The following is a 23260-nucleotide window of genomic DNA, read 5'->3' as shown; positions in this document are numbered from 1 at the left end:
ACCCTGGCATGTATGGACGTTCCTTGCGCGGAAACCGGGAGATATCGAGTCTGACCGGGGGACGGTTCGGCCGCCCCGGCCCGCACCGAGAAGGCGAGGAGCCGTAGCGTAGCTGTCGCCGCGGATCAGTTCTCGTCCAGATGCCGCTCGCCATGCGCCTTGGCGAGGCCAGCGACCAGCATCGTCGCCGTGGTGCACTGCACCGTGTATCCGGCCAGAAGCGCCTCTCGCCCGAGCGCGATCGACAAGCGCTCTTACCGACGCCCGGCGGACCCTAGCAGCAGCACGTTCTCGCCGTTGGCGATCCAAGGTGACGCGGCCAGGTCGCGGATCTGCTTCGGATCGATCGGCTGCGCCTCGAAGTCGAAGCCCGCAAGCTCCTTTACGGCTGGGAAGTGTGTGAGTTTCAGCGCCATCTCAATGCGGCGGTGATCCTTGCGCGCGATCTCGCGCTCGCACAGTAGGATCAGCGTCTTATGCGCCGACAGGTTCGCGTGCGCCGCTTCGTCGAGCAAGTAGTCGAGCTGATTGCGGATGCCGGAGAGATACAATCGCGCCAGCATGAAGCGGATGGTCGGTGTGAGTCCTTCGGTAAAAACCTTCACGCCCAAACAGGGGCAGTATCTTGCCTTCCCACCATTTACCGCAAGATCGCCGAGGGCATGTTCCCGGCCCAGCTCAGGATCAGCACGAATGGCGCAGGTTGGAACGAATCCGACATCAACCGCTGGATCGCAGATCCCGTCGGATGGCGGCCGAAACGCGAGTTCGATGAAGTCCGGTGAGGTCGGTGGTTGTACCATTTCCTCACGCGGGTCCTCTAGGCCTCCGCAGCCAAAGCGTTTCCATTGCGCTTATTCTGCTCTCTAAAAACTGGCAACTCTTTGAGCGGGGACGCTTTTCACTCATCGCTTTAGACTGCTACCGAAGTCTGGAAAATACGTGACTTACTGGCGCGTCCCTATCCACCTAGGCCGCGACACTCTCACTGGCCAAAATCAGCAAATCCGCTGGAACATGGAAACGCTCGCGCAGGCGCTTTACCATCGTCATGCTCAATTCGCGCTTGCCCGACATGACCTCGCTGACACGGCTCGCCGTGCCCAGAAGCGGCACAAGATCGGCGCGCGTCAAACCATGCTGCTCCATTAGATAGGTCAGCAAATCAGACAACGGCGGCGCTTTGCGCGGCCATCGCGTGCGTTCATATGCCTCGATCAGGCGAGCCTGCGCCACCATGCGCGCGCGGTCGTCAGCCTCGCTCGATCGCATTAGCTTGCCGACAAGCGCCTTGGCCATCTCATGATCGGCCTCGTTCTGGATAATGATCAAAGTCGCCTTCATCACACCGCCTCCGCATCCACCTTATCATAGTCTTCATGACTGCCGAAAAAGCGGATTATCAACACGCCATCGCGATATTGTACCAAGGCGATCAAGCGGTAGTCGTTGGCCTTGATATTGAATACTACGCGCCCGCCTTTTAGGATGCTCGCCTTGGGATGCGAACGCTTCACGTCCTGAGGCGTGCGCCAGTCCGAAGCCTCCGCAATCGCCAGCCATGCCCGATATTGGGCGCGCGCCGCATCGATGCCCCGATGGCCGGAACGTTCGGCAAAGTAGCGCTCAACAATGTCCGTGCCGATAACCAGCATGAGCGGATGCTAGCGTGGATTTCCCAAAAATGGAAGGATCGATTTCCATTTTTGGGAAGAATATGCTGGTGCTAAAACTCTTAAAGACGGCCGATGAATATCGCTGGTTCTCAACGGCGCGGGGAAACTTCCTTGCGAGGTGTATGTATAGGTGTATGTCGCCGAAAGCTGTGTGCTATCGATCCAGCTAAAATGGGCGTTGACCCTGGAACGAGCTGGCCTCATCAGACGGCAGCCAAGGCCCCCCGCAGCATCGAGGTCCTCGTCGATCCCAAAAGCCTGCCGGCTAATCTGACCGTTCCCAGATCCAACCCGACAAAATCACTGTGCAGAAGTACTAGTTCGCCGCCGGCCTGATCATCGTTTCGACCTCTGCGCGAAACGCCTGCCGTGAGCTTTCGCGCGAGTAGAACATGTGGCCGCCTGGAACGACCACGAGTTTGACCCGCGGCACTGAGGCAAAGGCCGGCAACTGGTCGAGCAACATCTTCGAGGCAAAATAAGGCGTGGCAAGATCGAACAGGCCGTGCCCGACCAGTACGTTCATCTTCGCGTCCGTCGCAAGCATCTGGCGCAGCTCCGACAGCGACTCGGGAAGTCTGCTGCCAAAATCCCACCCCCGCCAAACCGCGCCATTGAGCACCTCATACGAGCCGTCCGGCCGCCAGTTCAGCTTGCGCGTGAGGAGATCGACGGCGGCACTGGTCAGCGGCGCCTGAAGCGTGTCGCCGGAGGGATCGCCGAAACGGGAGGCGCCGGAATCCGGATAGGGATCGAAGCCGCGCACGGAGGCATCGTAGCGACCGGTCACCTTGCCGTTCTTGCGGTCGAGCTCGCGGCGGAATTCACCGATGTCGAAGCGGCCCGAGAGCCTGCGGCTCACCGCCTGGTCGATGCCGGTCAGTGTGGCGACCTTGTCGGCCAGACGCGTGGCCGCCTCCCTGTCCGCCTCGCCTTTGACGAGGTCGACCAGGAACTCGCCGCGTGCATAAGCTTCCACATCGGCGAGATCGGCCCGCTTCACCGGCCCCTTGGCTTCGCGCACGGTCGCGACATAGCTCGGCAGCGTTGCGACATATTGCAGGAGGCTCGTACCTGAGAACTCGCGGTAGTCGAACAAGGGCGAGATCATGATCAGGCCCTTGACGCCGACGCCCTGCTGCATCTGCAACTGAGCTACGACCTTCGGCCCGCGAATGCCGCCATAGCTTTCGCCCGCGACATATTTTGGCGATCGCAGCCGGTCATACTTCTCGAGCCAGCGGCGGATCACCAGCGCGAGCGCACTGACATCGCCGTCCACGGAAAAGAACCGCCTGCGGACATCCTCGCCGGTCGCAACGAAACGGCTATAGCCGGTCCCGACCGGATCGATAAAAACAAGGTCTGTGAAATCGAGCCAGGTCTCGGCGTTTGGCTTCACCTCAGAAGAAGTCGATGGCGTGACCTCGTCGGCGTTGATCGGCAGCCGCCACGGGCCGGCATTGCCGAGTTGCAGCCACGCCGACGATGCGCCCGGCCCGCCATTGAAGAAGAACGTCACGGGACGCGAGGCGCGGTCGGTGCCGTCGAGCTGATAGGAGGTATAGGCGATCTCGGCTTGCGGCTCGCCCTTGTCGTCGAACAGGCGAATGGAGCCTGCGGTCGCGGTGAAAGTGAGCGTCCGCCCGGGCAGCTCGAGCGTTTGCCTGGTGGTGGAGTCCGGCGGCAGACGATGCTGCTCGGCCGTAGACGGCGTTTGGCCGGCCGGTGCGCCGGGACCGCCTTTCTGGCCGGCAGGCGTCGCAGCATCGGGACGCTGCGGCGGATCGTCGGCCCAAGCGCTCCCCATCACGCCGCAGGCAAGCAGGGCCAACACAAGACAGGCGCGGCGCAGCGCGGTCAAATCAAACTGCATCGAGTTTCTCCCCTTCCGGCCGCTCGTGCACGAGGCGTGTCTCCCAGCCCTACTCACTTAGCTGATAGTCGAGGAACAACAGGCCTACTAAGTCCGGTAGTATTCGCTATCCCTTGGGTCCCGCCTGTCGGCGGCAGCGCCAGAGCAGCGGGCCTGTGCTTGCAGATGGCGATCGCTTGCCGACGAGCACATCCACACGCACGGATTAGGAGCTCCTGGCGCACGAATTGCATCGAGAAAACCCGCATCTCGCCGCCCAGATGTGGTTCATGGATGGCCTCATAGCCCTTGGGCGCCGGCTTGTGGGACAAACCTGGAGCGAGTCAACATGTATAGACCCGCCTGCGCGGCTACGCGCGCTCATGAGCGAAACGTACATTGAGAACATTGCAGCATACGAAGCGCGGCTAGAAGGCGCGATCCAGACGTGGGGTTATAAGTTTTTGAACGTCGATTGACAGTTTGTGAGTGCAGAATTCGAGCAGTCCCGAGGCGCGTTCCCGGCGATTTTCGATCACGTGTCGTCGACCCGACAACAGGCCTCACGTCTGTAGTTCATCAAATTGCAGTTGCGCTGCTGACCTGCTTCCGTTGGCAAAACCGCGGCCAGAATCGCGCAAGGTGGGTTAAAACATGCCAATGGCAGAGATCGACACCGTCACCGCGGCAATCCCCCGCGCAGAATCCGCTCTGTTCATCACGCCCCGTCAGGCGGCCGTCCTGGCGATGGCAATGGAGCTCGTCCAGATCGAGCCGATCGCCGCGTTCGAATGCTCATCGCAACCTCCCACTTCAGAGTGTTGCGACGACCGATTGAATCCGCCCCCTTAAAGACCGGTCACTGCTTGCGGCCGCGTTGTTTGATGCGCTTTCGGATTCGACGCCCGTATCGAGATAGCTCTGCTGGGTGCGGCCATACACATAAACGCCGGCATAGAACGGGTTGGTGAGGACCTGGTGGATCTTTGTGTAAGTGGGGCGCCCCATCGGAGGGGGACGCCGGTCTTCTGGCTTAAGGGGGCAATCATTGTCGGCCGAATGACATGCCGGTCTCAGACGTCGTAAGCCGCAGGCTGAGACCGTTAGTCGGCGTGGCTTACAATATGAGCACAGACCATCCCGTCCCACGAATCTTCACTTCGAGGTCACGGTCATATTGTCGAAGTTGAAGTTCATTCCACCTGGCGACGAGGTGATCTCGACGCCGTATTGGACGCTACCGACGTTTATGTCGCCGAAGTAACCCTTCGACTTGATCCACTCTAGGATGCCTTTGATATCCACTGTCCCGCTATTGCTCTTCGAAATGGGCACGAGCGAGATGACGTTGTGACCATTATTCCCTTCAAACACGTTCCAGGTCGTCCCTCCTACAGCGACATTGCGATAGACCGGGATCGACGCGCCGGAAGGGGCGTATTTATACGAAATCGGCTTAACGTTGCCGCTACCGTCCGAGTTTCCGGTGTAGTTTGTCCAGATCATGATCTCTTGCTGGTTTGAGCTGTCCCAAATATCATAGGCAGTGTCCCAGGCCCCGCTTTTAGGAACGTGCTGATTGAAGGTCGAGGTCAAAGTGTTGATTGCACTGAGCGGCTTTCCGATATGGACAGCCTCGTGCGGATAGCTCTTGATGCCACCAGTTCCAGGCTGGTTCGACCACACGCTCCATCGGTTCGCATCATGCACCGAAATGGTCTGAGGCCCTGCACCACTGCCCCACACGTCGTTGTTCCAGGTATTGCCATCGCGTGAAAAGTGCCCGTATGGATCGCTCGACTTCCAAATCGGAGCCTTAGCCGGCATCGGGGCGGTCGCCGATGACCTGACATGATTCACAGCCTGGCTAAAAAGATCATGTTCCTCCTGTGAGTAAACGTACCCCGTTGGGGACTCTGGCGAGCCGGCACCGTTTATCCGATTAAAATCCATAGTGCTGTCTTCCTCTTTCTGCCAGCGGGGTATCCTGGAATGGGTGAGCAGTTCAGTCTTAGGTGGCCTCATCTGAAGGCAGGTTCGAATTTCTACGAAGCTTGGCTTTCGAGAAGCTGACCCGTGCAAGGAGAAAGGTGGACTGCGTATTGCCTCACAGATCGATGCTCCCGAGTGCGATCGGTTGCCTTATTTATTTTGCTCCCGGCTTGGGTTGAGGAGGAGGCCGGGTGTGGAGATGGCCGGGGTTTCGGAGCGCCCGGCCTCCTCCGCTGGCACCTGGCACATCATTGGGTTGTTGTGCCCTCGTGCCCCCGGCAGCGCTTTCTCTGCAGGAACGAACAATAATGTACAATGAGAGCTCTGCAGCATACGAAGCGCGGCTGGAAGGCGCGATCCAGACGGGGGTGCTATAAGTTTTGCACGTCGATTGACCGTTTGTGATGTGCAGAATTCGATGCCAGCAGTCCGAAGGCGCGTTCCCGCCGATTTTCGATCACGTGTCGTCGGCCCGACAAAAAGCCTTACGTCTGTGACTCATGAAATTGCAGTTGCGCTGCTGACCTACTTCCGTTGGCAAATCCGCGGCCAGAATCGCGCAAGGCGGGTGAAAAATGGCAATGACCGAGACCGAGATCGACACCGTCACGTGCTAAATCGGTTCCTCGCGGGTCGTCGCGGCTCTTTCGGAAGTTGGAACTGGACTGCTCCGAAATGGCATCGAAAGTTTGCTCGAGGTACGACCGACGGCTAAGTCAGGGGCGGGACGCCGATGGCCCTGGCGCCCGCCCCCTAACATCACCGCTGGAGCGTTGGTTTGGTGATGGTGCCGCGAACAGAGCAAACGGCGTGCCGGTTCGAAAAGTGCAGTGTCTGCCGGCACTGGTCATCGCGTGTCGTGTCAGATTGCAGACGCTGGCGGGCAATTGGCGGGCGATTTCGTACAACTCGGGCGCCCTACCGGTCGGCGGTCATCATTCCATCATCTCGTCCGCGTCATCGAACACGGGCAAGGCGCGTTGATCAGCTACCGTGACGAGCGCTTGCGCCGCCGTGATGTCTTCGATTACTCCGCCACGCCTACCGAAAAGACCTGAGCCGGTCCTGTTTAGACAGCTGCCATACCTTGCTCGCGGCGTAGCGACTTAGAGCAACTACGCGTGCCATCGCGATTGCCTTTGAACGGAAACACGCCCCCGCGCTGATCGAAAGTCAACCTTCGTCGCCGCCCGATTTCGCCAGTAGCATCAAGTTCGACCTGGGTGTCCAGTTCCAGCGGATACCGAGACAGCAGCATCGTATTTCGGGCAAAGCTGCCCATTATTCTCGATCACATCGAAGAAACGGCCTGTTTCAGCCGCCGCTATACCTGCCGGCACGATGGCAGGCCCTCGCAGTGACACGCGGCCCAATACCTACACGCTCGCCGGGTGCTCTTCCGTTCGCCCTATATCTCGGCAGGATTTGGATTAGGCTCTTGGGCAAACTGAGGGATAGTCAACTTCCAATTTCATGGCGTTGCTGGATCCGCGATGGGGGCGGCCGTTGATGTCTGATCGTCTGAAGCGCTCCTTATCATTGAAGCGAGATGTCGTCCGGCCGCCATCACTCTAACGGTAACGCCGAAGCGCGACACCGCGACAATTAGATTAACTTGAAAAGATGTTCCAGCAGTCCAACAAATCCACGCTTTTCTGCTTCAGCGCGTCGCGCAAAGCTCCTGGTCTGGAGTCTGGCCGACCGCGCACTCAATGCGTTCTCGCATGGCTTGATCGATATCTTTTGCACCAAGCAATTTTGGCGGCGGCGTCTCCTGCACCTGAAGAGCTGGTCTATCCCAGCTGGCGCAACCGCCGAGCCCGAGAATGGAAAGGAGAGCTGAGAACGAGAGCAGACACAATGAGCCCAAGCGCCACCGAACAACTTTCTGACGTGAATTCATTCGGTCCATCTTATATCGACTGCTGCGCCTGTGAATCGTCTGCAACGAGCATGTTGCTAAGTTCCTCCGACGGAGCCTTGTCCTTCGCAGCTGCGAGTGTGATGGATCCAACCGGCTGAATTGTGAAGTCCGAGGCAAGGTCTTGATAGGATAGAACAGCAAGATCGATCCCATTGCGGGTGAGAAAACCGCGGACAAAGCGCCTTATATCCATCGAGGCAAGGATAACGGGCTGGATCTGACCTCGGACTGCGTTCGAATGGATCTGACGCATTTTTGACAGCAGCGCCTCACTTTGTCCGTCCGTCAAAACCAGGTAGGGCCCTTTGGGAGTGTCACGCACCGCGCTGCGAACAATATCCTCGGTTTGACGTTCGATGATGAAGACCGGCACGACACGGTGTGCATTGGCATAGCGGTGGCAGATCTGCCGTCTCAGGCCGGAGCGAACATATTCCGTCAGCAAGACGACGTTTTGCTCACGTCCGCTCCATTCGGCCAATGCCTCCAAGACCAGCCGCGTGTTCCGGATCGGAATACCCTCTTCCAGGAGGCGCCGCAAGACGTCGGCGACCTTGGGGATCGGCGTCGTACGTAAGACCTCCTTCACCAGATCGGAATACTCCGTCTCCATCCGCGCCAGCAATTGGCGCGTCTCCTGGATACCCACCATGCACTGTGCATAGCGGGTCAACGCCGAATGGACGCGCAAGGCCAGGATTTCAATGGGACGGTGATGCCCGATGCCGGCTGCTTTGAGAGCCGGTGCGTTGCTCTGTTCAATCCAGATTTGATCCTTCTCCGCCTCGCGCCGAAACGGGATGCCGCTCAATTCAATGTTGGCCGGATCGTCGTGCAGTGCGAGCTGCGTTGGATCAATCAAACCCTGATCGACCGGCACGCCCTCGACATCCACCCTGAACTGCAACTCCGGCAAGCGCTCGTCGACCTCGATGGGGATGCGCGGAATCGTGATGCCAAGATCAGCTGAGACAAGTCCCGAAACGCGCGTAATATGCTGTTGCAATTCTTCCTTGTCGATCGCCCGGGTCAGACTGGGCGAAAGGAATACCGCGACGGGAAGCGCCCCCGCAGGCACGGTTTGCTTGTTAGACTGTTCGGGAGCCGGGCGAGAGACATCGGCGCTTTTCTTGGCGCTTTGGATTACGCCTTCGGCAAAGCTCGCTGCCGCAAAGACTGCGGCCAAGAGGAGAAAGACAGGGAGCGGGAAACCCGGAATAGCTCCCATTACAACCAGGACGCAGGCAGATAGCCGCAATGCGTGCGGATTGGCCGTGAGCTGGCCTACGATGTCGGTACCGAGGTTGAGCCTTACAACCCCGTTGACACGAGTGATGATCGTTCCGGCTGTAATCGAGAGCAGCAGCGAGGGAATCTGTGAGATTAACGCATCGCCTATCGTCAGCAGGGTATATTGATGCAGCGCCGCCTCGAAAGACATGCCCTTGGAGAGCAGGCCGATGGTGATCCCGCCCAGCATGTTGATGCAGATGACCACCAAGCCTGCGATGGCATCGCCCTTCACGAACTTCATGGCGCCATCCATAGCTCCATAAAGCTGGCTTTCTTTCTCCAATGTAGCGCGCCGGCTGCGGGCTTCGTTCTGATCGATATGGCCGTTGCGCAGCTCCGCATCGATCCCCATCTGCTTGCCCGGCAGAGCATCGAGCGTGAAGCGCGCCGCCACCTCCGCCACGCGCTCAGCGCCCTTGGCGACGACGATGAACTGCACCATGGTCACGACCAAAAATATGACAATGCCGACGACGATATTTCCCGATATGACGAAATCACCGAACGTGTGAATGATGCTGCCGGCATCCCCCTCAGCCAAGATCAGCCGCGTCGTCGAGATGGTGAGCGCCAGGCGGAATACCGTGGAAATCAGGATGACGCTCGGCAAGGACGAGAAATCAAGCGGAGTGCTGATATACAGAGCAACCATCAGCAGCAATATGGCGAAGCCCAGATTGAAGCCGATAAGCGTATCGATTGCGACTATCGGGATCGGCATGATCATCATGCTGACCGTCAGAAGCAGCGCCAACGCAACCATCAAATCGGAGCTGGCCGACGCGCGCGCAATGATGTTACGCAGGACGTTGGCCATGGGAACCTTCCGATCGTTCGTTGATAGATCCGGTGCTGTCACGCAACGAAACATAGTTTTGGAAAACCGCGCGCCCCTCGTCTATGAGGCCGGCCTGCCGCAGCGCATGGCTACGCAAGAGCATCAAAGAGGCGCGCGAAGACGATTCATCATCAAGTGCGTCCAGCCTATCCAGGATCGGCAGCGCTTCACCGCCGAGGCCTTCCGAGATGAGGGCGTAGGCGAGAATCCGCAGCAGATCGACATCTTGAGAGTCGTCGCGGACGATGAGCCGCAAGAGAGCCAGGCATTCTGCGCTCTGTCCACATGCAAGATGCAGATAGGAAAGGGCACAAAGCAAATCGCGTTCCTGTCCGGCACTCAGCGAGACGTAATCGGACTTGGAAACGTCTGTCGTCCGTTGCGCTCCATCGGAGTTGGACATTATTAGACTTCGATCAAGCTGTTCCGGTTTTGCCGAAGCAGCGCCAGCCACTGCAGTCCCTGCTGCAGGACGACGACACCTTCGTGCGCCGTCGAATCCGCAGGCGCGGCCGCCAGCTTATGGACGAGACGTTCCAGAAGAATGCCATACCGCTCTGCCCGCAGCATGTCCGGATGACGCAGCCTTGGCGTGACGAAGGAGAGCAGATCATGCGCGATATCGCGCCCATAGAGCGACGCCGCCACCGCGGGCGGCTCGATCTCATAATTGCGAGTGCGTATCTCGTTAAGACTGACGCGCCCGACTGCATCAATATCTTTGGCCTCCCCTATGGCTTTTATTGCTACATCCGGCGGATTATACGATGCGTTCAGCTCGCGCCAGATCGACGCCGGCTCCTTCTCACCATCAGTGCAAGCACCGTCGATCTCAACCTTATTTGGTTGGCGTGTGGTCGGCCCGATGAGCGGCGCAGGATAGTCCTCGTTTGGTTGCTGCGAAACACTGCTAGGCCCGACATCGTAGTGGGACAGCTTTGACATGACGCTCTCCTTATTTTTCCTTCGAGCCCGGAAGGTCTAATAGGGGATGGCAGCAAAACGGCCATTGCGGCTTAGCAGCACGCGCCCCTCCTCGATTCGATTGACCGCCCATCCGTCGGCCAACAGAGCTCCGACGAAATACTTCTGTCCACCGATAAGAAGATAGGGCTCGGTTCCGCGCCAAACAGCTTCGACAGCGATTGAGGATGGCTGCTTGTCCTCCTTGACCACGACTCCGTTCACCAATGCCACTGCACCGTTTGTACGACCATCAAACCATTGCTGGAGCTCCTGCCATTTCGTAACCGCTGCAGGCGTTACTGTTCCCTCAGCGCTCACAAAACCCGGCCCCGAACCGACCCTGATATCGAGCAGGCCGGCCCTATCAACTTCCTGTTTCAGCACTTCGGCTGCGGCCTGAGCTCGCCGATCATCAGGTCTGTTCAAGCCCAGCTTGGGTACAGGCTCGGCGGCAGGCGACGCAACGGTGCTCGGTGCACTTCCGCTGGCCTTGAAGAATATGGTCGAGAGAGCGCCTAGACCAAGAAAGGCGAGCAGTACGATGGCGAGCGCCAAGATCGAAGCACGCGATAGGCTGATCGAACGCGCCTCAACTGTGTTCTGGATCGACCAGCGAATAGACATCGCACCCGCACAAACGACGGCGGGAAGAGGAAGGACAACGCGCCCACCTGCGGCGATATCCTCTTCGCCCTCTTTGGCGCTTACGGCTGCAAGAGCCTCAATCTCGATTGAATTCCCAACAAGCGCGATACGAAGGTGATGCGGCTCAAGCCCTTGTTCGACGAAGACCATATCTGCGTCGAGGCCACTACCGATAAGGCTCGTTGCGGCAGCAGCCTTCCCGCTTAGTCCGGCATAAAGCCCCGATAGCACCTCGAAATGTAGGGAGGCAGCAGCCTCATTCACAGACAATCCTCCGAACCAAAGAGCACGCGCAGGTGATTGCTGCACGACTCATTTCCAGGCCGCACGACTTAACATCGTCGCCACGGCGGAAAAAGCGGAGCGAGCACTCGCCCCGCTTTCCAGGCTCACCCGCTGGCCCGCTCGCTCGCCGCCTTCTTCTCGCTCGATAGCTCAGTCGACAGCGCACGCAACCGCATGTCCTGGACCATGGCTTGCTGATTAACAGCCTTCAACTGCGCGATCAGCGCCTCGAAGGTTGCCGCGCTACCAACACTATCAAGCACAGCCCCGGCACCCGATGCAGCCGATCCGATGCCAGGCGCGTTGACATTGCTACCGGAGCCCCCGGGCTTGTTTGCGACCTTGCTCTCATTGTTCAGTTCGTGGCTAGCTCCAGAGCTAGGAGCAGTTACTTTCGACATATCGTTTCACCTTCTGTTTGAATCTGCCGCCACGATTGGCGACGCACCCTTGACGTCGGACACTTCGACATCAAGAATCCTCGTCCTCTTCTGTTTCAGCCACAGTCTCGTGAAACTTTGACATGTTTCGCTCCACAGACTGGATCGCGACCATGTTAAGAACCGAACCAAAAGCCGATTCTAAGTTTTGACGATCAGCTGCGGACAGCGAGCTGTCGCTATCAGAATTGGCATGAGTCACGCTTTCGATTGCGCCGGCCATCTGGTGCCTCTCATTTTAGTTCCATCGGAAAGGTGGCATCACCTACCGAGCGATCCACGTTGCTTACGCTAACGGGATTAGCTGTCGAGAAGCTGACGTCGAAGGACGGATCGGTAAACTATCTCATTCAACCTCGCCGCCAAGGTGAGAGGACGGATTCGCGGGTGCATGCGAGATCCGCAACCGCGCGCGTTCTCGGCCGCGCCTCTTAAGCTCTACAACATCTCCGACGAGCGCCCGACAGACTTCGCTCGATCCACTCACACATTGCCATACTCGCATATCGTTATACTCGTGGATCGCACGCGCGATGGTGAATCGCGAGGCGCAGACGCAACCACGCGCAGTCGGAAATGCCGACGCGAGGCTCGGTGATGATGATGTTTGCGGCTCCTCGACGATGGTCATTCGCAACTGGACGGCCGGAGGGGCCTTATTCTTCCAGCATGCGACATCAGGAGAGCGTCATGCCGCATGTGCTGGGCCGGAGACGAAGACTCAGCGCCGCCTGGAGAAATCAAGATGGTCGCGTCGCGCGGCTCTGCGCAAGCCTTCTTTTGGTTCTGAGACTCGTCAGCTTTTCGAAAGCTTGCGCGCCTATCACGTCGCCGCGATCTCTAACCGCCGATCCCGCCCGCTGACCGCAATGGAAATGTACTCACATGCAGCTCAATAACTCTTCGCTACCAGCCAGCGCAAATCCAGCTCTGTCGGCGTTAGGACCTTCCGCGCACACGCCCGACCAGATTCGGCAAGGGGAACCTTCGACATTCGAGGCAATGGTGTCCGTTTGCGCGCGGGACGAGCAAGCCGACGCGCCCCCCCCGTCACCGGACCTACTGCACCCAAAGCTGCCTATGCCAGAGGATCCGCTCGACCACCTGCCCGCGCATGTGAAGGCGGCGATCGAGGCAATGGAGCGGGGCGAGCCCCTTCCCTCCTCAAACGGCACATCGGCGACGGCTGAGCCTGCAGCTGACCTTCCGACCGCTCCGGTGCCAAGCTCGAGGATCACGTGGAATGGCGGCACGCTGACCAATGCAGAGCTGCAGATCGTGGCAGTGCTGAACCGGCACAAGGATCAATGCCCGCTCAGCTGGGACTCGCTGGCAGACAAGGCCAACGATCCGTCGACGCCCCCGGATCTGAAGGAGGCGATCAACGGATTGCGGCGCGACCCAGAGCTCTTCTACGCGATTGGCTCCCAAGGCGACGGCCGCTGCGGAGGCAAGATCAAGGAGAAGGATCTGTCAGAGTTTTCCGACAACCACTCGCAGGTTGCTACATTCCAGGAGCAGCAGGCGCACAGCTACGAGCAGAACTATATTCCATCCGACGGCACCGGGAATGGACAACCGTCGGTCATGACCTTGTGTGATGCATTGCGCGAGCTGTACAAGTATTCTGACTATCTGCCCAAGAATTTGAGCCTGGACGATTTCAAGGGGATCGTCGACGGCAACGCCAAAACCGACAAGTGTCCGCCCCAGGTGATCGCCGCGGCCCAATACTTCCTCGATCATCCGGACAACTGGAAGCAGTTGTACGGTGGTGCGATCGATAAAGTCCACAAGGAAGACTTCCTGCAAGTCGCCTCGTCGTCGATGAACCTCTCGCAAAGCGAGCTCGACACGCTCGGCACGATCAACAAGAATCAGAATGCCTTCTTCGGGGGCGGCGTCCTGACACGAGAGAAGTTGGCCAGCATGGTGGGCGACAAAACTCTCGACCCGAAGGTACGACAAGCGGCGTCACAGCTGCTCTCGGATCCCGTGTTGTTCGGCCTGCTAAACAATTCGATTACGGGCTACAAGACCCATCACAAGTTCTTCGACTTCGGCGGCGGGCATACGGTCGATTCCGGCAATATCAGCAGCAACGACTTTACGCACTTCTACAGCAACATGTCGGCTGCGAACCACACCGTCCAGCAGACAAAGACCCACCTCCCCAAGACCGTTGCCGATCAGAGCGCTGTCGCGGACATGATGGCAGGCGTGGTCGACCAGCCCGACATCAAGTCTCAGAAGAAGAACGGCGGGGCCTTCATGCATGCGCTCGACGGCGTGGCCAATGTGGGCTCGAAGGTGCTTGATTGGACCGCCACGGCGGTCGGTTTGCTCGGTTTCATTCCGGGGCTGGGCGAACTGGCCGATGCCGCATCAATGGTGATCGAGTGCGAGTCGCAAGCAGCGAACCTTTTGCACACCGCCATTAGCGGGGGCAATATGAAGCAAGCGCTCGAAGAAGCTGGCCTCAACGTCGCGGCGCAGGCCGTTGGCTGCATCTCTGGGCCCGAGGTCAAAATCGCGATGCGCGAAGGGCTAATGAAGACAGTGATGGAAGGGGCCGCGACGACCGGAATCGACCTGACGGTCTCGCAGGCGCAATCCTATGCGGACAACTATTTGGACGACCTGAAGACGAGGCTTGAAACCGAGCCGGCGTAAGTCGGCCTTGAATGACCATCGTCGCCATCGGGAAACACACCGAAACCAGCCATGACCTTGCATCAACTCTTCCAACATCCGAATGACGCATCGAGGCGTCTCCCCGATCATGAAGACGATCGCACTTGTCGACCCATCGACCTTCCTGCTTTCGCGAGCGCGTCAAAGCGTCTCGTCACGAGACGATCGGCAGGGCAAATTGAAAGGTCGCGCCCGGCCCTTGGTTGCGGACGATTGCCAGGCGCCCTCCGTGAGCTTCCACGATCGAACGACAGATCGAGAGACCCATTCCAAGGCCGCTCGTTTTGGTGGTGAAGAACGGATCTAAGATGCGATCCCAATCTTCCTCAGCGATCCCGGCGCCGCAATCGGTCACGGAGAGCTGCACGCGCCCCTCACCGTCTCTGGATGATTGGATCACCAGTCCGCGCGCTCGATCGTCAACCGCTTGCATGGCCTCGATCCCGTTCGTCACCAGATTGATGATCACCTGTTGCAGCTGAATCCGGTCACCAAGAATCGTGGGAAGCATTGGGGTCAACTCGGTTCGCAAGGTCACTTGCTGATTGACCAGCTCACGTGTCACCAACGTGATGGCCTCCTTAACGACGTCATTGATATCGAGCGAGACCATCTCGATCTCACCTTTCTTCGCAAGCGCGCGGACCCTGCGGATCACCTCGCTTGCCCGGATCGCGTCTTTGACGATCCACTCCACCGATCTGCGCGCGGCGGAAAGCTCAGGAATTTCGTGCCCCATCCAAGCGAGGCACGCATCGGCGTTGCTGACAATGGCGGAGAGCGGCTGGTTTACTTCGTGGGCGATGGAGGCTGTTAGTTCCCCCAGCGTCGTCACGCGCGATACATGCGCAAGATCCGCCTGTGCCTTCCGCAGCTCTTGTTCGGCCTGATCTGCGCGGATCTTCGCGGTGATGTCGGTGCTGACGCCTCGGTAGCCGAGAAAGTTGCCGCTTACATCAAAAAACGGCTTGCCGCTGGTCCGGACGTAGATCGGAGTCCCGGTCCTATTGACGGCGCGATAGATCAGATCGCGAAATGGCAGATGTGCGTCTAGCGTCGCCCGATGCTGCCGCCACTTCTCGGGGTCTTCTTCGACGTCGCACGCAATTTCCCAGCGAGGCAAGCCGATGAGCCGTGTGGCCATGATGCCCGTAGCGCTGGCGTGCTCCGATAAGTGGGTGACCAAGTGGTCCGGCCCGGTCTCCCAGAGCCAGTCGGAAGCAGTTTCGGCGTAGTCACGAAAGCGCTGCTCGCTCTCACGCAGCGCGGCAAGGGTGTTTTCCAACCGTTCCCTGGCTGCGTGTTGCTCGGTGACATCCATATGCGTTCCGATGAGTTCGACGGTGTCGCCATCGCTTCCCAACACAGCGTGCGCAACTGAGTGTATGTGCCTTATCGTGCCATCGGGAAGACGGATTCGGAAATCATACTCGAAGTTACCTGCCTTCTGTTCGATAGCCTGACGCTGCACTTCCTGCTGCTGCGCCAAGTCATCTGGATGAATACGCGACCGAATGGCCTCAAGCGATACAGGCTCGTCCGGATCGAAGCCAAACAGACGACTGACTTCGGCGGAGCGATACGCAAAACAGTGACGACGGCAGTCCCAGGACCAAGTGCCCGTGCGACTGAGCTGCTGCGCGTCGGCCAGATAGGCCTCGCTACGGCGCAACTGCTGTTCCGTCTGCTTGGCTGCCGTGATGTCCGTCGCCGCCCCGACGAACTCGATATCGCCAGACGCGGTTTTCGTGGCCCGTGCCAGCGTGTGAATGTGCTTTACCAACCCGTCGGGCATCTGCAGTCGGTATTCATGCTCGAAATCCTGGCCTTGAAACGCTCGATCTAGCGTCTCTTGGACGGCAGCCTTATCTTCTGGGTGGACGCGGTTAAGGACGTGTTGCGGTGTCACTTTCGTCTCCGGATCGTATTGGAAAATCCGAAAAACCTCCTTAGACCAAAAGACCTCGCCGGTGGCGACGTTCCAGCCGAAGCTGCCAGTATGGCTCAATTCCTGCGCCTGGGCCAAATAGGCTTCACTCCGCTGCAGAGCAAGTTCAGTCCGCTTCTGCTCGGTGATATCTTCGCAAGCAATGAGGACGATGGGCGTGTCATCGGCCCACAGCATGGCCTTGGCGTTTTCGCGCACCCACAGCACCGAACCGTCCTTCCTGATCTTCTGGATGTCCCAGGTGTGCGATTGGCCGATATTTGTAAGACACTGCCCGATGCGTCTGCGAACGACCTCACGATCTAATTTCAGAAAGACATTCAGCACGGATAGGCCGACCAGCTCCGCAGGAGCATAGCCGAGTTGAGTCGCGCCGAAAGTATTGACGTTGAGGACCGTTCCGGCTTCATCGACCATGAAGTACATGACTGGATTATGCTCAAAGATTGCACGCCAGCGTTTCTCGCGGTCATGCAGATCGGCCGCTCTGTGCCGTAGCTTGGCTACGGCCTCACGCGCAGCCTCCCTTTCGTGGCGGACTTTTCCGATCAGGTGCGTTCCGACAATTGAGGCGGTTAGAAAGGTGACAATCACCAAAAGGTCCTGAGGGTCATCGATCCGGAGACTGAACGTTTGGGGCGCAAACAAGTAGGCTAACGCAGCGACGGCGCCGATAGAAAGCACTGACGATGCGATGAAGCCGCCCACTAGCGAAAACAGCAATATCACAACGAGATAGGCGAACGCCGTCGCTGCGAAAGGGCTGTGAATATACAAGGACATGAGCGTCACCGCCGCTAGCGTAACGCTTCCGAAAACCAGCTGCATCGCTGAACGTCCGAACGTGGTGAGCTGGTTAGACATGCTTGTAGCGGTCCGGCCCTTCGAGCGGGAGAGGTTAACAATTGAGTAAAAATACAGCAATTCATTTCGACCCCGATAGGTGCTCCTGAGCGGTTTCGAGATCGGCGACTGAACAGCACAGCCGAAGGAAGGCGTATTACAAACCTTCGTATAGTTCTCTTAAACCTATTAATATCGAACGCTCTCATCGGACAATTAAGTCTTGGTATTCACGCCGCTTGCCTTTCTCCGCGATGGTAGAAGCCCGATGCTGCAGCCGGATTGCCTCGGAGCCGGCAGAAGGGTCGAATCCAATCGCGGTTGATCCGATGCATGGCCGCGGGTCTTCGCCATGTCGCGAGAGCTCCGATGAGTAGCGTTCTCAGGGCAACTCTCCAACGTTCTCACGATCACGGCTTCGATGCGGGCATCGTCAATCGTGCGCGGCGCGCCGGAGCGCGGCTCGTCGTGCAGTCCAGCCAACGCGCTGCTCCATAAAACGCCGCCGCCACTTGCCTACGGTCTGCCGGTCCAGCCCCAGCTTGGCTGCCACTTCCGTGTTCTGACCTCCTTCCGCACAGGTCAGCACGATCCGGACTCTTAGAGCCCGCGCCTGCGCCGTTCCGCCGCATCGTCAGCGACGTCGGTCCGGCGCGCTCGTGGTCGCTCAGTATCGGAGGGCAAGTTGCTGGACCGCCATTGGGGTCTCCGTCGCTGCTTGCCTCCATCCTTGGCACAGCGACGCGAATCTACTGCGAATCCAGCTAGACCCTTGCCCCTGGGAGGCTTGGCTCGGGATTGCCGTGAATGTTTCCCCGACGTTGAGCAGTTCTGCACGTGGGGCTTGCCCTAGGGCACTCATTGGCTAAGTCCGATGCCTCTATCACTCCCGCCACGGCCAGTCCGACACGACCCAAATCGATCAAGAAGAGAACACAGTTGTTACACGGTTTGAGTAGCTTAGCGCCGGACCCGGTCTGTCCTGGACAGGATTTTGGTGCTAGTGGTTGTCTAAAGGTTCACTGAAAGTACTTTTGCATGCCGTGGCAAGCGATGGAGCCGGACCATCTTCCTGAAGTTCGCGCCATCGCAGATCGCGTCCACCTGAACTACCCAGAGGATGAGGTCGTTTTCTCCGAGCGGCTGGAGCTGTACCCTGAGGGATGTTTTGTGCTTGAGCGCCCGCGGGACGGCCTGGCCGGCTATATCGTCAGCCATCCTTGGCACTTGAAGAACCCTCCCGCGCTGAATGTGTTTGTGGGCGCCGTGCCCGAGCCGGCATCGACCTACTATATTCACGACATCGCGTTGTTGCCGGAAGCGCGCAGCAACGGTGCGGCGTCCGAGGTCGTGCTTAAGCTGGTCAGATACGCGACAAAGGCCGGCTTTCCCAACCTCTCGCTGGTCGCTGTCAGCAATTCAGCGAAGTTCTGGGAGAGGCACGGGTTCCGGACGCTCGATGACGCGGATTTGAACCAGAAGCTCGCAAGCTATGACGCACGGGCAAAGTATATGGTCCTTGAACTAACATGATCTGCAGCGGGTACTGTTCAAGCCGCGGATCGTGCGCGGCAATCGCCAGTTGATGCACCTGTCACTCCGTCAGAGGTTTCGAGCCGGCGCGCAGATTGACCGGCATTGATCGGCTCGGAACGTCGAACATCTCAGAATCCAGAGCCGAGAGCCCTGAGGGCATGGATGGATGCGCAATCCTGCTGGACCGGGCGGCCAACTGTTCAGCTCTGTCATGCAGCGGATGGCCCCTGAGGTTCGCCAAACGCCAACCTGGACATGTGCTGTCTTGGTCAACGGGGCGGTTCGGAACGACGGCTCAATAAGTAACGCAGATCTGATGGAGCAGATCTACATCGTTGGGCGGTCGGTCGGGCTGGTTCATCGGCTGCCATGCGACACACCCTCCGCTCAGACGAACAAGCAACGGTACGCTTGCGTGATTAGGACGGGCCTGACGTCAAAAACTCGATTGCGTCCAAGCCTACTCGTATTGCTGGTGATGACATCATCATCGTGTTCTTGGCGATCTTACACTCGCTGATGAGGTGAGATGCTCGAGTCGTGCGTGTTGCCACGATCGCGATAGCTGGTCCGCAACTGCGGGGACAGATGCGTGACGTCTGCGTGTGTCAGATTACAGTCAGCTGGAGGTTGTATTGGTCCACGAAGCTTGAACGGCAAGAGCTCCCAAGAGCTCCGTAGTAACAAATCTGCCAATAGGAGCGAGAATCTGATGTATGGCCACAGCATTTCAGCCAGCCAATCCGCAGGCGCTAGCCGGACTGATGAATCAGAGGAGTCAGGCGATAGCCAGCGCTTTGAGGGAACCCTTGCAGGCATGGAGCCAGGCAGTTCGTCGTCGGCCAACACGCGGCCATACTCTCTCGTTTCCACCCCACCCATTGAGGAGATCCAAAGAGATACCTTCGACAGAGAAGTGAGGGAATTTTTCGGCGACGACATCAAACACATCGCCGATAATCCACAAGAGTACTCGGATTTTGTATCCACAAAAGCTGAGCGCGCGGCAATGGTCGCGAGAGGCTACGCCAGCACGCAAGAGAATCCTAAGAGGGAGGCAAAATTTTTCCGCTATCGATTGGGCGACACAACTGTTGGGCTTCTAAGAGCAGGAGGCCCCGTTCGCGTTAGAGGGGACCGGCTTCAGCAACAATTCGGACGCAATGAGTTCACGTCCGTTGTAGATCTTCGGCTTAGCCATCCGCTTGTCGAGAACGCAGGCGATATTCTGCTGGAACATCAACTTCGGCAAGACGGCGATCAGCCGTTGGTCATGTCACGTCCTGCCTTAACAGGCGTGGAACCCCGTCTAGCGGAGATGGGGTTTGTTCATATGGGTGGCAATTACTGGGTTCTTGATCCGACCCAGCATCCCGAAAAGTGGACGAAGAACGCTGACGATGAATGGCAGCGGTCAGACAAACCTGCACTGTATCTTTCAAAGGCCGAAGGCGGTGATGGCGATACTGAAGCAGGTGTCGAGGCGTATTCGAGTGAGGCAAGCATAGAGACAGACTCGTCTGGCGATGACCCTTCTTGGTATCTTGAGCGCGCTCTTAGATTGGGCTGAGTATTGCCCGTGAAGTGGGTCGCAACGACGAGGTCGTACCTGAACGTGATTGCTATCTCGTCGTTGCTATCTCGTCGTTTAAGCGGTGGTGGTGCGAGCCCCCAGCGAGTGGCAGATGCCATCACTTGTGACGATGTAAGATCGCGCGCATCGATGGCTTCGCATAATGCGTCGTCCGTGAGAAGAGTGCGAAAAACCGCTGAGCGGGATTCGGTTTTTGGCGCGCTGGTGGGTTTGAGATTGCGGGCTTTCGAGAGTTGACGCCTCGAAAGCCTGCAAGTCCATTCTCAAGATAGCCTCGAACTCAAGATAGCCTCGAATCAGCAATCGTGATTCCGTCGTCGCAACGGAAGTGATGCAACCGAAGCAATCGAAGACGACTGGAAGGTGATCGGTTTCGGGGCAGGCTGCATCAGATCATCGATATCAAGCATGTGCCGGCGCAGCTTGGCGGCAAGACCGACTGGGACTGGGTCGATCGCGAGATCGCACCGTCTACGGCCAGAAGGGCCGGCCGGGGGATCGAGAGACGGTTCGTCATCGGGCTGCTGCTCAAGCACCTCTCCCGCTTGTCCGACGAGGGCAAGCGCGAGCTCAGCCCATCGAGCCGTGATCGGCCACATGACCCCGCCATGGAATTTCCGTCCGGACACCCGCAACAGAAGGGCAGCCGACGCATAGCCGCAATACGCTTACCACCTCCGGGCGCTGCGCGACAACGAGATGCTGATCGCTTTTAGGCCGAGCCAGCTGAGTACTTCACTGCCCAATGGAAAGTGACGACGCCCAAAAGGAACCCACGCGTGGAGAGGCCCCCACGCGTGGGCGCTTAGCTCGGCATGGCACAAAGGCGCCGGTCAACGATGACAGCCGACGCGTCCTCCGCCACGAGGTCACCCGCGCACACTCATAATTGCCCGAACCGGCTACCCCATTCGCACCGCTCAAGCTCGCAGCCAGCGCCGCCTCTCACCCGACGCCTAGGGTTCGGCCTTCCGCAACCGGCAGCCGTGATGTACGCACGGAGTCGATTGCCGCATTTTTGACGGAACGAGGCTGTGCCGTGGTTGTCACCACGCAGAACATGCCACGAGCTTGCAGGCCCGACTCATTCCATTTTCTGTGTGGTGACTGTCGTCAAATGCCGCCCGTTGGGGTCCCTGTAACGATTGGCGAGGCTTTGGAACAAGTCCTCCATCTCCTCTGACTGAACAGTAAATTCTCCATAGTTTGGATCAAAGAGTGTGGTTCTTCCACCCTGCGCCGCTGTTGCAACTGTGTGTGAGCCTCCTTCGGCGAAATACAAAGTGAGCAAATACTCCGATCCGTCGTTGGTGATCTTCCCAAGCATGCGCGAGACGCTCGAATGCTCGCCGAATTGGTAGACCTTCTCCTTTCCGGATGGTCTCAGGCCTGCTCGCCGAAACATGCTGTTTTGTGCCTCTAAGTCTGCCTGAGAATCTCCTAATCCCTCGAGTCGCAACTGGTCCTTGCCGTCTTGATACTCCTCCTGCCGCTCAGCCGCTGAATAGTACATTTGTGATCCGGGTGTTAGCGCACTCATTCGAGTTGATGGGCTGTTGTGGAGATTGCGGAGCCACTCCGCAGTCAACCCGACGCAGATGCCGTCTACATTTGCCTCGTGCAATTCGGCCGTCCTGTAGTCGAACAGGGGGGTGATCGGCCTCGCCGTAGAGGATGTACCGGGATCATGTGCATCCGTGGCCTGTGGCGTGCTGACGCAGCACCCCATTTTGTCGGGCAACTCCCCAGGTGGCAGCCTCCTCCGCGAGGTGAGATTTTGCCTGTTTCTGCCAAATGGCAGCCTGTCGAATTCCATGACAGGAGGTTGGGAAACGAGCGAATACGGCCGTGTTGGCGCCGAAGACAAAGTTGCATGGGGATCTGCCACCGATCGGGACGACATGCCCGCCAATGTTTGCCGAAAGCGGTCGCTGTCCATCGACTGAGTCGGCTCGTGAGCATGGTTGAGGAATGTGGATGGGCCACTGATTCGATTGTGCATGGCGATTTTCGCTTCCCTTTGGCGTCAAGTCTCTTCGCAGAGAACTCGGGCTGCTTAGGTCCGGCTGCGAATGATACTCAGACAAGCTGATCCCAAGCTGACCGGCAGGCGTTGCTCAGCTTAACAGAGCATGACGAAGACAGAGCCTGAAGCCGGGTATTGTCGCGCGACCGGGCATCCGACGGAGCTTGGACGGCAGCAGCATCGTATATAGGCAGCGAGCGCGACCCGTGGTGATGGCGGCCCATGTCAGGCAGACGATCCCTGGGATCTCGATAGGTGCTTGCAATCAAGCGATGGCAAATCAGGTTCGCGATGGATCGTAGATAGAAAGAAAGCACTGTACTTTTCGTGTCGATTTGAAGCGCATCATCCGCCGCTTCTTCGGCGAGCAAGCTAGCGGGAGTCGGAAAATTCAACGAAGCGCCTCATGATGCGCGCGAACTCTTGCAATTGCGCCACGCTGATAGGTGCATGAAGTCTGATACCTGCAAGGGTCGTCTCATCACCGGATTATGGTTCAGTCCAGAAGATGCAATCAGGCCCACCAGGGTCTATTCATCGTTGTCGAGCGCCGTACCAACGGCGAAGTCGTCAGGCTAAATGGATCGAGTGCGCGTTCGATTCCGCTCCTTTCGAGAGAGCTTGAATCGTACGTGACGTTACATTGTACGATCTTAATCGCATGAACCCGGACCAACGCTGGTTGTGACAATTCAGCCGATTGAC

The 23260-nt window shown here is 58.3% G+C and carries 21 protein-coding genes and 1 pseudogene; 6 read left to right on the top strand and 16 right to left on the bottom strand.

Annotation, left to right across the window (positions count from 1 at the left end; genetic code table 11):
• Nucleotides 1–125: 125 nt before the first annotated feature.
• Together ACV1FX_RS21330 and ACV1FX_RS21325 are read right to left on the bottom strand one after the other, a co-directional pair.
• A complete protein-coding gene (locus ACV1FX_RS21330; RefSeq protein WP_473119519.1) occupies nt 126–248 on the bottom strand; it encodes a hypothetical protein in 123 nt (40 codons plus the stop codon).
• Between the two features lie 6 nt (nt 249–254).
• Nucleotides 255–563: an ATP-binding protein gene (locus ACV1FX_RS21325; protein WP_473119518.1), complete on the bottom strand. Its 309-nt coding sequence runs from the start codon at nt 561–563 to the stop codon at nt 255–257.
• Here ACV1FX_RS21325 and ACV1FX_RS21320 point away from each other — a divergent pair.
• Entirely contained in the window at nt 546–785 is a 240-nt protein-coding gene (locus ACV1FX_RS21320) for a helix-turn-helix transcriptional regulator (RefSeq protein ID WP_473119549.1), read from the top strand. The two genes, ACV1FX_RS21325 and ACV1FX_RS21320, sit on opposite strands and share 18 nt — an antisense overlap.
• 184 nt (nt 786–969) lie before the next feature.
• Here ACV1FX_RS21320 and ACV1FX_RS21315 read toward each other — a convergent pair whose 3' ends face one another.
• The 3 genes from ACV1FX_RS21315 to ACV1FX_RS21305 all read right to left on the bottom strand — a co-directional run bounded on the left by ACV1FX_RS21315 (nt 970) and on the right by ACV1FX_RS21305 (nt 3552).
• Nucleotides 970–1344: a helix-turn-helix domain-containing protein gene (locus ACV1FX_RS21315; RefSeq protein ID WP_473119548.1), complete on the bottom strand. Its 375-nt coding sequence runs from the start codon at nt 1342–1344 to the stop codon at nt 970–972.
• A complete protein-coding gene (locus ACV1FX_RS21310; protein ID WP_473119517.1) occupies nt 1344–1655 on the bottom strand; it encodes a type II toxin-antitoxin system HigB family toxin in 312 nt (103 codons plus the stop codon). Before ACV1FX_RS21310 ends, ACV1FX_RS21315 begins: the two co-directional genes overlap by 1 nt.
• Before the next feature lie 337 nt (nt 1656–1992).
• Nucleotides 1993–3552: a S10 family peptidase gene (locus tag ACV1FX_RS21305; protein WP_473119516.1), complete on the bottom strand. Its 1560-nt coding sequence runs from the start codon at nt 3550–3552 to the stop codon at nt 1993–1995.
• Between the two features lie 639 nt (nt 3553–4191).
• On the opposite strand from ACV1FX_RS21305, the gene ACV1FX_RS21300 reads away from it, so the two are divergent.
• A complete protein-coding gene (locus ACV1FX_RS21300; RefSeq protein ID WP_473119553.1) occupies nt 4192–4383 on the top strand; it encodes a hypothetical protein in 192 nt (63 codons plus the stop codon).
• Here the strand turns inward: ACV1FX_RS21300 and ACV1FX_RS21295 are convergent.
• The 8 genes from ACV1FX_RS21295 to ACV1FX_RS21260 all read right to left on the bottom strand — a co-directional run bounded on the left by ACV1FX_RS21295 (nt 4345) and on the right by ACV1FX_RS21260 (nt 12137).
• The gene (locus ACV1FX_RS21295; RefSeq protein WP_473119515.1) at nt 4345–4539 is read right to left on the bottom strand and encodes a recombinase family protein; all 195 of its coding nucleotides are present in this window, start codon (nt 4537–4539) and stop codon (nt 4345–4347) included. The two genes, ACV1FX_RS21300 and ACV1FX_RS21295, sit on opposite strands and share 39 nt — an antisense overlap.
• 147 nt (nt 4540–4686) lie before the next feature.
• A complete protein-coding gene (locus ACV1FX_RS21290) occupies nt 4687–5484 on the bottom strand; it encodes a GH12 family glycosyl hydrolase domain-containing protein (RefSeq protein ID WP_473119514.1) in 798 nt (265 codons plus the stop codon).
• 1952 nt (nt 5485–7436) lie between these two features.
• A complete protein-coding gene (sctV, locus tag ACV1FX_RS21285; RefSeq protein ID WP_473119513.1) occupies nt 7437–9557 on the bottom strand; it encodes a type III secretion system export apparatus subunit SctV in 2121 nt (706 codons plus the stop codon).
• On the bottom strand, nt 9538–9981 hold the full coding sequence (locus ACV1FX_RS21280; protein ID WP_473119512.1) for a tetratricopeptide repeat protein: 444 nt from the start codon (nt 9979–9981) through the stop codon (nt 9538–9540). The genes sctV and ACV1FX_RS21280 overlap by 20 nt, the downstream gene beginning before the upstream one ends.
• 2 nt (nt 9982–9983) lie before the next feature.
• Nucleotides 9984–10523 carry a hypothetical protein gene (locus ACV1FX_RS21275; RefSeq protein WP_473119511.1) on the bottom strand — a complete coding sequence of 180 codons (540 nt, stop codon included), beginning with the start codon at nt 10521–10523 and terminating at the stop codon, nt 9984–9986.
• Between the two features lie 36 nt (nt 10524–10559).
• Entirely contained in the window at nt 10560–11453 is an 894-nt protein-coding gene (locus ACV1FX_RS21270) for a SctD/MshK family protein (RefSeq protein ID WP_473119510.1), read from the bottom strand.
• Nucleotides 11454–11578: 125 nt separating this feature from the next.
• Nucleotides 11579–11875 (bottom strand): hypothetical protein, encoded by a 297-nt coding sequence (locus tag ACV1FX_RS21265; RefSeq protein WP_473119509.1) that lies wholly within the window; start codon nt 11873–11875, stop codon nt 11579–11581.
• 70 nt (nt 11876–11945) lie between these two features.
• Nucleotides 11946–12137: a hypothetical protein gene (locus ACV1FX_RS21260; RefSeq protein ID WP_473119508.1), complete on the bottom strand. Its 192-nt coding sequence runs from the start codon at nt 12135–12137 to the stop codon at nt 11946–11948.
• Between the two features lie 310 nt (nt 12138–12447).
• Between ACV1FX_RS21260 and ACV1FX_RS21255 the strand changes: the two genes are divergently transcribed.
• Together ACV1FX_RS21255 and ACV1FX_RS21250 are read left to right on the top strand one after the other, a co-directional pair.
• Nucleotides 12448–12813, top strand: coding sequence for a hypothetical protein (locus tag ACV1FX_RS21255; protein WP_473119507.1), 366 nt, complete (start codon nt 12448–12450; stop codon nt 12811–12813).
• Between the two features lie 181 nt (nt 12814–12994).
• A complete protein-coding gene (locus tag ACV1FX_RS21250; protein WP_473119506.1) occupies nt 12995–14587 on the top strand; it encodes an HrpF/NolX family T3SS translocon protein in 1593 nt (530 codons plus the stop codon).
• 175 nt (nt 14588–14762) lie between these two features.
• On the opposite strand, the gene ACV1FX_RS21245 is transcribed toward ACV1FX_RS21250, so the two are convergent.
• Both ACV1FX_RS21245 and ACV1FX_RS21240 read right to left on the bottom strand, forming a co-directional pair.
• Nucleotides 14763–17420, bottom strand: coding sequence for a PAS domain S-box protein (locus ACV1FX_RS21245; RefSeq protein WP_473119505.1), 2658 nt, complete (start codon nt 17418–17420; stop codon nt 14763–14765).
• 412 nt (nt 17421–17832) lie between these two features.
• Nucleotides 17833–17997, bottom strand: a pseudogene (locus tag ACV1FX_RS21240) (helix-turn-helix domain-containing protein); the annotation flags it as partial.
• Between the two features lie 440 nt (nt 17998–18437).
• On the opposite strand from ACV1FX_RS21240, the gene ACV1FX_RS21235 reads away from it, so the two are divergent.
• Nucleotides 18438–18932 (top strand): GNAT family N-acetyltransferase, encoded by a 495-nt coding sequence (locus ACV1FX_RS21235; RefSeq protein ID WP_473119504.1) that lies wholly within the window; start codon nt 18438–18440, stop codon nt 18930–18932.
• A gap of 715 nt (nt 18933–19647) precedes the next feature.
• Nucleotides 19648–20505, top strand: coding sequence for a host specificity protein (locus ACV1FX_RS21230; RefSeq protein ID WP_473119503.1), 858 nt, complete (start codon nt 19648–19650; stop codon nt 20503–20505).
• Nucleotides 20506–21613: 1108 nt separating this feature from the next.
• Here ACV1FX_RS21230 and ACV1FX_RS21225 read toward each other — a convergent pair.
• The gene (locus ACV1FX_RS21225; RefSeq protein WP_473119547.1) at nt 21614–22258 is read right to left on the bottom strand and encodes a YopT-type cysteine protease domain-containing protein; all 645 of its coding nucleotides are present in this window, start codon (nt 22256–22258) and stop codon (nt 21614–21616) included.
• Between the last annotated feature and the right edge of the window lie 1002 nt (nt 22259–23260).

This window comes from Bradyrhizobium ingae (genome assembly GCF_055791185.1).
This window is presented reverse-complemented; position numbering and strand designations above follow the sequence as displayed.

Bases quoted from the DNA above. Each gene is read 5' to 3' on its own strand.
- ACV1FX_RS21325 (WP_473119518.1), bottom strand. From the start codon at position 563: ATGCTGGCGCGATTGTATCTCTCCGGCATCCGCAATCAGCTCGACTAC.
- ACV1FX_RS21315 (WP_473119548.1), bottom strand. From the start codon at position 1,344: ATGAAGGCGACTTTGATCATTATCCAGAACGAGGCCGATCATGAGATG.
- ACV1FX_RS21310 (WP_473119517.1), bottom strand. From the start codon at position 1,655: ATGCTGGTTATCGGCACGGACATTGTTGAGCGCTACTTTGCCGAACGT.
- ACV1FX_RS21305 (WP_473119516.1), bottom strand. From the start codon at position 3,552: ATGCAGTTTGATTTGACCGCGCTGCGCCGCGCCTGTCTTGTGTTGGCC.
- ACV1FX_RS21300 (WP_473119553.1), top strand. From the start codon at position 4,192: ATGGCAGAGATCGACACCGTCACCGCGGCAATCCCCCGCGCAGAATCC.
- ACV1FX_RS21295 (WP_473119515.1), bottom strand. From the start codon at position 4,539: ATGGGGCGCCCCACTTACACAAAGATCCACCAGGTCCTCACCAACCCG.
- ACV1FX_RS21290 (WP_473119514.1), bottom strand. From the start codon at position 5,484: ATGGATTTTAATCGGATAAACGGTGCCGGCTCGCCAGAGTCCCCAACG.
- sctV (WP_473119513.1), bottom strand. From the start codon at position 9,557: ATGGCCAACGTCCTGCGTAACATCATTGCGCGCGCGTCGGCCAGCTCC.
- ACV1FX_RS21280 (WP_473119512.1), bottom strand. From the start codon at position 9,981: ATGTCCAACTCCGATGGAGCGCAACGGACGACAGACGTTTCCAAGTCC.
- ACV1FX_RS21275 (WP_473119511.1), bottom strand. From the start codon at position 10,523: ATGTCAAAGCTGTCCCACTACGATGTCGGGCCTAGCAGTGTTTCGCAG.
- ACV1FX_RS21265 (WP_473119509.1), bottom strand. From the start codon at position 11,875: ATGTCGAAAGTAACTGCTCCTAGCTCTGGAGCTAGCCACGAACTGAAC.
- ACV1FX_RS21260 (WP_473119508.1), bottom strand. From the start codon at position 12,137: ATGGCCGGCGCAATCGAAAGCGTGACTCATGCCAATTCTGATAGCGAC.
- ACV1FX_RS21255 (WP_473119507.1), top strand. From the start codon at position 12,448: ATGGTGAATCGCGAGGCGCAGACGCAACCACGCGCAGTCGGAAATGCC.
- ACV1FX_RS21250 (WP_473119506.1), top strand. From the start codon at position 12,995: ATGCCAGAGGATCCGCTCGACCACCTGCCCGCGCATGTGAAGGCGGCG.
- ACV1FX_RS21245 (WP_473119505.1), bottom strand. From the start codon at position 17,420: ATGTCTAACCAGCTCACCACGTTCGGACGTTCAGCGATGCAGCTGGTT.
- ACV1FX_RS21235 (WP_473119504.1), top strand. From the start codon at position 18,438: ATGCCGTGGCAAGCGATGGAGCCGGACCATCTTCCTGAAGTTCGCGCC.
- ACV1FX_RS21230 (WP_473119503.1), top strand. From the start codon at position 19,648: ATGTATGGCCACAGCATTTCAGCCAGCCAATCCGCAGGCGCTAGCCGG.
- ACV1FX_RS21225 (WP_473119547.1), bottom strand. From the start codon at position 22,258: ATGGGGTGCTGCGTCAGCACGCCACAGGCCACGGATGCACATGATCCC.